Consider the following 9,757-nt stretch of genomic DNA (forward strand, 5'->3'; position numbering starts at 1 on the left):
AATCCCTCCAGTTTATTGCGTATTGTTCAGGACATTTTCACGCAGATGCCGCAAGTGAACGTTCATCGCTTCGACAGCGCCTGCCGTATCTTTTCGTTTGACCGCTTCCAAAATCGTGCGATGTTCCTGCAGTGATTCTGAATAGCGCTCATCCGATTGTAATGTTTGCTTTCTCACTTGCCGGTACATATTTACATTCGTTTCCATTAACGACACAAACACAAAATTTTGGGTAGCTTCCGCCAGAGCGAGATGGAAATTGCTGTCCGCATCCACCTTTTCATCCGGGTTTTTCAGTTTTTCTTCCATCACCTTGATGGCGTTTTCAATTTTCAAAATATCCGCTTCTGTCGCCCGCTTACTTGCAAGCTCGGCAATTTTCGGCTCCAATGCTTCACGCGCTTCAATAAAATGGATCACGGCTGTTTTTTCAAGTACAGCGACCGGGTTGAATTGACCGTTCATCGTCAAACGCTGATCGAGCTGCTGAATAAACCGCCCGCCGCCCGGTTTTGAAACAATCAAGCCTTCTGACTCAAGCACACGGCACGCTTCACGTAAAGAGGTACGGCTGCAGCCAAGTGTTTGCGCCAGTTCCCGTTCCGCCGGCAGCCGATCATTCGGCTTCAATTTACCTTCTTTAATTAAGCCTCGAATTTGCAGGACAATTTTTTCATACACACGCGTTGTCTGAAGTGCATTAAACAAATTCTCTTCCATCATTACATGCCCCCTTCATAATTTGGGCTGTTGGACTATTGGGCAGTCCGATTTATGCCTTCATTATATTCTGATAAATAAAAATAGTCAATAAAAAAACAGCCCTAAAATGACTGTTTTTAAGAAGATTCCCGAACAAAAAGTTCCGGCTCCAGTATGATACGCTGTTCTTCGCGAGAGTTGTCTTTAATTCGCTCATGAAGCAAACTGGCCGCGTTAATCCCAATGTGCTTCGGAAATGCTTCCACCGTTGTAAGAGGCGGATAAAAAGTCGCTGCTTCAAGCACGTTATCGAATCCGACAACGGACATATCTTCTCCCGGCTTTAAACCAAGTTCCCGCATCCTTTGCATAACGCCAAATGCCACTAAATCATTAAAACAAAAAACAGCGGTCGGCGGCTCTGCGTGCTTTAAACTTTCATCAAGCGCTTTGCTGCCGCCTTCACGTGTGACAGCACTTTGAAAAATAAGAGAATCATCTACAGACAAGCCCGCTTTTTCATGTGCGTTCACAAAACCTTCAAAACGCTTTTTCCATGCAGAAGAATCAGACAATCCCCCGAGAAACGCAATTCGATTATGCCCTTTCTCGATTAAATGAGTAATCGCCATTTCAACGCCTTTTTCATAGTCAATCCCGACATAATCACAGTGCAGATCCGGGATTTCCCGAACAGCTGTCACAATTGGGATATTCCACTGGCGGATTCGTTCAATCGTTGCCGGCGAGTTGTCAGATACCGGACATAAAATGACGCCGCCTACACGGTGTTCAAGCATCGTTGACAATAGTTTATCCTGCTTGGCATCGGAGTCAAATGTTGTTCCTAAAAAAACCGTATATCCTTCTTCTTCAAGCTTTTGATGGACACCTGTTAAAAGCTCCGAATAATAAGGATTGGCAATATCTGTGATAATCAGGCCGATTGTCGAGGAGCTTTGCGACCGCAAATTCGCGGCAACGCGATCATATACGTATCCAAGCTCTTTCATCGACTCCTGCACTTTTTTCTTTGTCGCATCCGAAATACTCGGACTGTTTCTCACAATCAGCGAGGCTGTTGCACGCGACACACCGGCATGATCCGCTACTTGCTGAAGCGTGACACGTCCGCTTTTCTTTTTGGCCATTGTCCCCACCTGTCCGTTTCTCTCAACTTTTATTCTTATTATATAGGACACCGGTTACACATCAAAATAAAATCACCCGCCCTCATAGAGCGGATGAAACCCTAAATCAAGACGAGAACCACTCAAGTGGCACAAGGACCAGTGAAGGGAATAAGATTAATAAAATTAATATAACCACTTCAACGAGCAAGAAAGGCCAGATACCCTTCATCAGATCTTCCAGGCTGATTTTGCTTACCCCACACATCACATTTAAAACCGTTCCAACAGGCGGTGTAAGCAGACCAATAGCGTTATTCAGAATAAACAGGACACCAAAATATACAGGATCGATGCCTGCTGCTTCAATAACCGGCATTAATACAGGGGTCAAAATCAAGATCGTCGGGGTCATATCCATGGCTGTCCCGACAACAATCACCAGCAGGTTAATCATGATTAAGAGAAGGAGTGGTTTATCCAAAAATGGGTCCAGGATGTCAATGACCATTGCAGGTAAATTGGCTACGGTAATCAGCCAGGATGAAACGAGTGCAGCGGCAACGAGAAACATGACCACACTGGTCATTTTTGCTGAATGGACTAACACTTTATATAAATCTTTGATTTTCAATTCGCGGTATACCACTACACCGACAAACAATGCATATACAGCCGCCACGACGGCTGCTTCAGTCGGCGTAAAGATACCGAATTTTAATCCAACAATAATAATGACTGGAAGGAAAAGAGCCCAGATACCATTACGAAGAGCGACAAGCATTTCTCTCACAGAGGCGCGCGGCTGGACGGCTACATTATCTTTACGGGCAACAATAGTCCAGGCAATCATTAGGCCGACAGCCATTAACAGACCTGGTACGATTCCGGCCATAAAAAGCTTTGTAATCGACACACCACTCGCTACACCAAAGATAATAAAACCAATACTCGGCGGAAGAACAGGAGCAATGATCCCACCCGTAGCAATCAATCCGCTGGCACGGTTCACATCATAACCAGCTTTGGCCATCATTGGAATTAAGACAGCTCCCAGGGCGGCTGTATCCGCTACAGCCGAACCGGAAATACTCGCAAATAATAAGGCCGCGATAATCGCCACGTAGCCAAGGCCTCCCCTGATATGGCCGACCATGGTCATCGCCATTTCAACAATCCGACGCGATAACCCTCCCTGATTCATTAATTCCCCCGCCAGCATGAAGAACGGAACCGCCAAAAGAGGAAAGCTGTCTGCACCGCTGATTAAGTTTTGAGCAATGATTTGGCTGTCGAATATACCCAAAACATACATTAATATGACGCTGCTGACGAGCAGGGCAAACGCAATGGGCATGCCTAATGCCATCGCTCCCAGCAGCGACCCAACAAATACACCGATCATCCCTGCTTCTCCTCCTTCCTGAACAGCTGGTCATCTGTGGCAAAGTCATCATCATGCAAAGCAATCAGCTCTTCCGACTCGCTGGTTTTCACCATTTCTTCTTCAGTCATTTTGTTAAAGAGGATCCGATATAAATTGTAAATGCATATTAAACTCATAGAAAGACTTACAATGATACCTGTACCGTATACAAGTGCCATAGGCATACCGGTTGCCGGCGCTGTACTGCCTAAATTAAGCATGGTCATCTTCCAGCTTCCATCGAGGACGAGGATAAGAACAAATAACATAAGCAGTTCACTGATTACAAGGACCACTTTTTTCATCTTATTAGGCAGCCTTCTAACCAGCATATCTACACCTAAATGATCCTTGTTTTTAAATGCGCCAATGGCTCCGAGAAATGTCAGCCAAACAAAAAGATACCGCGATATTTCTTCCGACCAGGTAATCCCTGAATTAAAGAAATAACGAAGAACAACGTTGCCAAAAACTAATACAACCATAATGGCCAGTGCTGAGGCCATAATGATGTTCAATGTATTTTCTAAGAGTTTCGATATTTTATTCATATTACATTCCCCACCTTCCAACTAAAGCATTTAAAATCACTATTAATCTAATTAAAATTAGGACTGAACATATATTTTGAATCAAGAATGCAGCTGCTCACCCTTCATATCGACCAGGTAGTGTTACTGTGAACATCTTCCACTTTTGATTGAAGCGCCCTGAATATTTTGGAAATTGGCGGAGGTGTAATATATGCTCTAAGAAAATCACTGATCAAGATATATTTTGTGATATTCAACAAAGAAAGCTAAGGGATACTGATGTCCCCTAAGCTTTCTTCAATATTATCTATTTGACTTCTTTCATAATTTGATCAACAAGTTCTTTTCCAACTTTATCTGTATAATCTGCATAAATTTCTTTAGCTTTATCTTCAAAACCTTTTTTCGCCTCATCAGAAAGTTCTGTTACGGTCATGCCTTTTTCTTTGAGAATAGCATATGCTTCCTCACTTTCTTTTCTGTTCAACTCGCGCTGGTAGCCTCTTGCTTCTTCAGATGCCTTTGTTACAATTTCTTTTTCTTCATCTGATAACGATTGCATGAATTTGTCACTGATCATAAAAACACTCGCGTTGTAAATATGATCTGTTTTCGTTACGTAGTCCTGTACTTCGTAAAAATTCCCAGTCGTTATGTTCCCCGGAGGATTTTCCTGACCATCAACAACCCCCTGCTCAAGTGCAGTAAACAATTCAGTGTATGGCATTGGGGAAGGATTTGCACCTAAGCTTTTCCATAGATCAATATGAAGTTCGTTTTCAAGAGTTCTTATCTTCAATCCTTTCACATCTTCCACAGATTTAACTTCATGTTTATTATTTGTCAGTTGTCTGAATCCATTTTCCCAGTAGTTCAAACCAACAATTCCTTGGCTATCCAGTTTTGTTAACAAGTTTGCACCAATCTCACCGTCAAGAACTTTATATGCTGTTTCTTCATCTTTAAACAAGTATGGAAAATCAAGCACTTCAAATTCTTTTACGAAAGAAGCAATCGGTCCTGAAGACATCGTTGTTCCTTGAATGGAGTTCATTTTTAATCCTTCAAATACAACGCGGTCGCCGCCAAGCTGGCCATCCGGATACACCTCCACTTTGACCGATCCGCCTGTTTCTTCCTCAACGATTTCCTGGAATTTGTAAAGGCCTTGTGTTAATGAACGGTCTTCCGAAGTAGCTACCGCCATTTTCATGACTTTTGCGTCTTTTGATTCTGTACCGCCTTCTTCTTCGCTGCCGCCTGAGCATGCAGCGAGAACGATCATTGTAAATGCCATCATGAACAACATCCACTTTTTCATTTTTCTACCCCCTTCTGTTTGTCAAACCTCTTCCTCGATTAAAAATTAAATTAAGATAGCGCTTTCAAAACATGTTTTCTCTTTAGATCGATCTAATATTAACGGAAAAAAATAGATCGATCTAATAATCTCGCCGCTGATACAGCCTCTTGCGGAAGGATGATGAAAGTAAGCAACGGCCTTATTTTTTCATTTTATCTCAACAGTTCGAAAATTACAACACTCTTTTTGAAAATTTTTTAAAGACAAAAAAGCCTGTTAATTAGGCTTTTTTGTCACATACCCTTCTTTTCCTGCACCCATTCCGAAGATAAACATGCCAACCCCCGCTCCGATCAACAGTAACAGAGGCACTGCCCAGCCATTAAGCATATCATGGAGTGCACCGAATAACGCGGGTCCGGCTGCCGCAAATAAATAGCCGGCCGATTGGGCCATTCCCGATAAATCAGCGGCTTCAAATGAATTTCGCGTCCGAAGGCTGAAAAACATCATCGATAAGCTGAACGCGCATCCGCCGGCAATTCCGATTATAATCACCCATAAAAGAACAAGATCAATCAGACCGAATAAAATACCGCTAAGACCTGCAATCATGAAGACAGCGGCAATCATGACGAGCGGCCGCTGATTTTTCATCTTGTCCGCGATGACCGGAACAATAAAGGTAACCGGGAGCTGAGAAAACATAATAATCGACAGCATCCAGCCCGATGCTCCCGTGCTCATTCCCTGCTCCTGCAAAATTTCCGGCAGCCAGGCGACGAGGGAGTAAAAGAGCAGCGACTGTATCCCCATAAAGGCCGTTACTTTCCAGGCAAGCGGTGAAGACCAGACCGATGTTTTCTTATATGTACTTTTTTCCGTTTTCAACGGATGGCGAATATATGACATCTGTGAAAACCAGACGACAATCGCAATGGCTGCCGGAATCAGCCAAAAGCCGACTGCCGCCCGCCAGCCGATATCACTCGCCTGTGCAATGGGAATGCTGAACCCGGAAGCGAGCGCGCCGGTTAAATTCATTGACATGGCATAAAAACCGGTCATGACGCCAATCTGATGAGCAAAATTCATTTTGACGAATGCGGGCATTAATACATTACAGACCGCAATCGCCGCTCCGATCAATATCGTCCCGGCAAATAATGATGCCGCTCCGCCGACCGGCCGGAGTGCAAGACCGGCTGTTAAAATTAACAGCGCGCTGAATAAAACGACTTCCATGCCAAATTTTCTGGCTAATTTAGACGCAAACGGTGATAAAATCGCGAAAGCCAGGAGCGGAATCGTCGTCAAAGCACCGGCCGCTGTACTGGAAATACCAAGGCTGTCCCGGATCATGACGGTAAGCGGACCGACCGATGTAATCGGTGATCTCATGTTCAATGCCAGTAAAATAATACTAAACAATAAAAGAAGCTGCCCCGCTTTGGATCGCTCTCTTTCTTCTTTTATAAGTGCCTGCATGCTCATTCTTTTTCCTCCTGACCGGCCATTTCTTTGAGCCGCGCAATGTCTTTGCTGACAATCGCCGCCGCTTTTTCAGGCTGCCGTGCCCCAATTGCTTTAACGAGCTCTTCATGTGCGCCCGGATCGATATCCGGGTCTCCGTTCATGTCGGTTAAATCGTGGACAGAAGCGTGAAGCTCATCCGCCAGGCGCGCATATAAATCCATTAAAATCCGGTTATGCGATGCCTTGACAATGGCATGATGAAGCGCAATATCCGCTTCCGCAAACGAGTGTAAATCAGCCGCTTCTTTACATTCATGCAGGCATTTTTGTATATGGTTCAATTCTTCACCTGTGTGCCGCTCCGCCGCCAGCCATGCGGCTTCACGTTCCAACGCGTGGCGGACTTCCAGCGTTTCAAGCAGCGTTGATGTTTCGAGACGCTTCTGAAAGGAAGCGCCGAGCACCGTTTTTGCCCGCACATAAGTCCCGATTCCCTGCTTCGTCTGCAAAAGCCCGGCATGAACGAGTGCCCGGACCGCCTCACGCAGCGTATTGCGGCTCACACCAAACTGCTCCATCAGCTCCATTTCCGGCGGAATGCGTGACCCGACAGGCCAAGTTCCCGATTCGATAAATGTCTCGATTTGCAGTGCCACCTGTTCAACAAGCGACGATCGTTTTGCTTTTATGACCTCCATCAGTGATTCTCCTTTTAAAATTTGTAGGATGATTGGTTAACCCAACTTTAACATGCAGGCTAAAAAAGATAAATAGAGTAATTAAAATGTGAGACCTCCCCAAGCAGGCGGGAGGGCCGGATTCTGAGACGTTTAGGCCGATTTATCGATAGGAAAGCCGGATTCCGTCTCTTGAAGGCCGAATTGATGGGAATTCGGCCCAAAACCAAGGAAACCGGCCTAACCTCAGAAAATCCGGCCCAAAATGCAAGAAATAAGGCTATAAAAAGGGAACGGGGCTGTCTCAAAAGTGATTGAGACAGCCCCTGCTTTCATTATTATTTCCCGCTCAAAAACGTCACGCAAACTCCTTCAGGAATCGTTACTTCCGAGTTTGCCGGCGTTAAACGGCCTGTTTCCGCGCTGCGTTTAAACAACACGACATTATGTGTTTTTTCATGTGCCACAACGACATATTGTTCTGTTGGATCGAGATCAAAATCGCGTGGCCAGTCACCTTTAGTTGAGACCCTTTCCACTAACTTTACATCCCGGCCCTCATCCATCACTTCAAATACGGCAATGCTGTTGTGTCCGCGGTTGCCCGCATACAAAAACCGGCCGTCTTCGGAAATACGAATCGCACTCCCCTGACTGTTTTCAGTAAAATCAGCCGGAATCGTTTTATGGGAAGCAAGCAATTCAAATGTGCCGCCGTCTTCATTAAACGCTAATACAAGCACTTCATTGCTGAGTTCTGTCATCACATACGCTGTTTTTCCCGATGGATGGAACACCAAATGGCGCGGACCTGCCCCCGGTTCGGTATGAAATACGGCTTTTTTCAATAAATCTTCGCCTGCAATTTCATATGAAATGATTTCATCGGTACCAAGATCAACAGCGATCACAAAACGCTCATCATTCGTTGTGCCAAAAAAGTGTGTATGCGCTTTTTCCTGGCGGTCCGCATTCGGGCCTGTACCCTCGTGAGTCGCGACATCAAGCAAATCAATTAATTCACCCGTTTCTGCATTTACGCTGTACATTTCCGCTGTACCCGTATGATATTGCGCTGTAAATGCCCGTGTGCCGTTTTTATTCAACGTAACGTGGCAAGGCACTCCATCGCTTTCAAGCACATCGTTCAATTTTTCAAGCTGGCCATCCGCAATTTTAAATGCGGCAAGACCGCCGCCTTTCCCGCCTTTTTCAACCGCGTATAAAAATTGTTCATTTTCGCTGATTGTGACATACGTCGAGTTGTTCACCTCTGCTGCAACTGCGGCATTGAGCAGCTCCCCTTTGTCTGTATCAAGCTGGAAAGAGTGAATCCCTTTTCCGTCTTTTTTCGTGTAAGTTCCTACAAATCCAGTGTATACCGTCATCCCGGCGCCTCCCGTATAACTATATTCATCACTCTTATTATATACAACATCCGAAACAATCAACAACAAAAGAGAAGCTGCGCGCTATATCCCTATTCCTGTCCGCCATAAACAAATCTTCATGAACATCTCCTCTCCGTTGTGATACCATAAATATACATTGTATGTTGAAGGAGTACTATTGTGACGGTTATCGCTAATTTCTTATCCAAAAATCTTGCTCTTTTCATGATTATGATCGGAATCATGACCTATTTTTCACCTGTATACTGGCGGTCTGCCTCATGGGTGCCCGCCTTTTTACTCGGGCTGGTTATCTTTTTTCAGGCCTGTCGATGAATGTGGAGGCCATTAAAGGTATTTCACGTAAAAAGAAAGAGCTGCTTATCATTGCATTGACAAAATGGACGGTGACCGTATTTTTATCCGTTGCGCTGGCCCTCCTTTTTTTCCGGGATCACCATGAAATGATTGCCGGTCTTATTTTATCCGGAGCCGTACCGAGTGCGACCGCAGCCACATTATATTCTTTTTTAGCCGGCGGTAATACATCGCTCGTCATCGCTGCTTCATTGCTTAACGTTGCGATCAGCCCTGTCATGACACCGCTCGTCATGATCGGTTTTTCCGGTCCGGAAGTGCCACTGTCGTTTTTATCGCTGCTGCACTCATTTTTAACCATTGTCATTATTCCGCTGGCAGCCGGCCTGCTCGTCCAGCGCTTTATGCCATCTGCCGCTGCGAATGCAACGGTTATTATAAAACTGGCATCATCCATTACACTGCTTTTAATTATTCACACATTGACCGGGAGCGGAAAAGAATTTATTGAAGACCAGCTCGGCCTTTTGCCTTTGCTTATCGTCGTGATTGTCATCCAGGTCACTTTTCCGATGGCCGCAGCGTATATGATCAGCAAATGGTGCAAATTCAGCAAAGCAGATCTGCTCGCTGCTGTTTTTCAAGTCTCTCTCTGCAATACCGCTCTGGCCGCCATTCTCGCTCACGAATATATCGGCGGCATTGCCAGCATCCCGCCCGTCCTCAATATTATCATTAACCTTTCAATCGGTGCGTGGCTGGCAAATGTTATTGCGGGGAGAAATCAGAACCACCAGTATA

9 protein-coding genes are annotated in these 9,757 nt (G+C 45.0%); 1 reads left to right on the top strand and 8 read right to left on the bottom strand.

What is annotated here, in order from left to right:
* Positions 1 to 12: 12 nt before the first annotated feature.
* From BTO30_RS06675 to BTO30_RS06710, 8 genes are all read right to left on the bottom strand, one after another.
* On the bottom strand, positions 13 to 723 hold the full coding sequence (locus BTO30_RS06675; RefSeq protein ID WP_083632326.1) for a FadR/GntR family transcriptional regulator: 711 nt from the start codon (positions 721 to 723) through the stop codon (positions 13 to 15).
* Between the two features lie 116 nt (positions 724 to 839).
* A complete protein-coding gene (locus BTO30_RS06680; RefSeq protein ID WP_075397943.1) occupies positions 840 to 1,853 on the bottom strand; it encodes a LacI family DNA-binding transcriptional regulator in 1,014 nt (337 codons plus the stop codon).
* Positions 1,854 to 1,959: 106 nt separating this feature from the next.
* On the bottom strand, positions 1,960 to 3,237 hold the full coding sequence (locus BTO30_RS06685) for a TRAP transporter large permease subunit (protein WP_075397944.1): 1,278 nt from the start codon (positions 3,235 to 3,237) through the stop codon (positions 1,960 to 1,962).
* A complete protein-coding gene (locus tag BTO30_RS06690; RefSeq protein ID WP_075397945.1) occupies positions 3,234 to 3,809 on the bottom strand; it encodes a TRAP transporter small permease in 576 nt (191 codons plus the stop codon). The genes BTO30_RS06685 and BTO30_RS06690 overlap by 4 nt, the downstream gene beginning before the upstream one ends.
* 289 nt (positions 3,810 to 4,098) lie before the next feature.
* Positions 4,099 to 5,112, bottom strand: coding sequence for a TRAP transporter substrate-binding protein (locus BTO30_RS06695; RefSeq protein WP_075397946.1), 1,014 nt, complete (start codon positions 5,110 to 5,112; stop codon positions 4,099 to 4,101).
* Positions 5,113 to 5,370: 258 nt separating this feature from the next.
* Positions 5,371 to 6,588, bottom strand: coding sequence for a CynX/NimT family MFS transporter (locus BTO30_RS06700; protein ID WP_211272827.1), 1,218 nt, complete (start codon positions 6,586 to 6,588; stop codon positions 5,371 to 5,373).
* A complete protein-coding gene (locus tag BTO30_RS06705; protein ID WP_075397947.1) occupies positions 6,585 to 7,268 on the bottom strand; it encodes a FadR/GntR family transcriptional regulator in 684 nt (227 codons plus the stop codon). The genes BTO30_RS06700 and BTO30_RS06705 overlap by 4 nt, the downstream gene beginning before the upstream one ends.
* Before the next feature lie 317 nt (positions 7,269 to 7,585).
* Entirely contained in the window at positions 7,586 to 8,635 is a 1,050-nt protein-coding gene (locus tag BTO30_RS06710; RefSeq protein WP_075397948.1) for a lactonase family protein, read from the bottom strand.
* A gap of 284 nt (positions 8,636 to 8,919) precedes the next feature.
* Between BTO30_RS06710 and BTO30_RS06715 the strand changes: the two genes are divergently transcribed.
* The coding region (locus tag BTO30_RS06715; RefSeq protein ID WP_075397949.1) for a bile acid:sodium symporter family protein at positions 8,920 to 9,757 on the top strand (838 nt) is incomplete at its 3' end.

Origin of the sequence: Domibacillus antri, from assembly GCF_001936625.1 — a bacterium.
Classification (GTDB): domain Bacteria; phylum Bacillota; class Bacilli; order Bacillales; family Domibacillaceae; genus Domibacillus; species Domibacillus antri.

What these genes read in the sequence shown, in the direction of transcription:
- BTO30_RS06675 (WP_083632326.1), bottom strand. Translation starts at nt 723, where the DNA reads ATGATGGAAGAGAATTTGTTTAATGCACTTCAGACAACGCGTGTGTAT.
- BTO30_RS06680 (WP_075397943.1), bottom strand. Translation starts at nt 1,853, where the DNA reads ATGGCCAAAAAGAAAAGCGGACGTGTCACGCTTCAGCAAGTAGCGGAT.
- BTO30_RS06685 (WP_075397944.1), bottom strand. Translation starts at nt 3,237, where the DNA reads ATGATCGGTGTATTTGTTGGGTCGCTGCTGGGAGCGATGGCATTAGGC.
- BTO30_RS06690 (WP_075397945.1), bottom strand. Translation starts at nt 3,809, where the DNA reads ATGAATAAAATATCGAAACTCTTAGAAAATACATTGAACATCATTATG.
- BTO30_RS06695 (WP_075397946.1), bottom strand. Translation starts at nt 5,112, where the DNA reads ATGAAAAAGTGGATGTTGTTCATGATGGCATTTACAATGATCGTTCTC.
- BTO30_RS06700 (WP_211272827.1), bottom strand. Translation starts at nt 6,588, where the DNA reads ATGAGCATGCAGGCACTTATAAAAGAAGAAAGAGAGCGATCCAAAGCG.
- BTO30_RS06705 (WP_075397947.1), bottom strand. Translation starts at nt 7,268, where the DNA reads ATGGAGGTCATAAAAGCAAAACGATCGTCGCTTGTTGAACAGGTGGCA.
- BTO30_RS06710 (WP_075397948.1), bottom strand. Translation starts at nt 8,635, where the DNA reads ATGACGGTATACACTGGATTTGTAGGAACTTACACGAAAAAAGACGGA.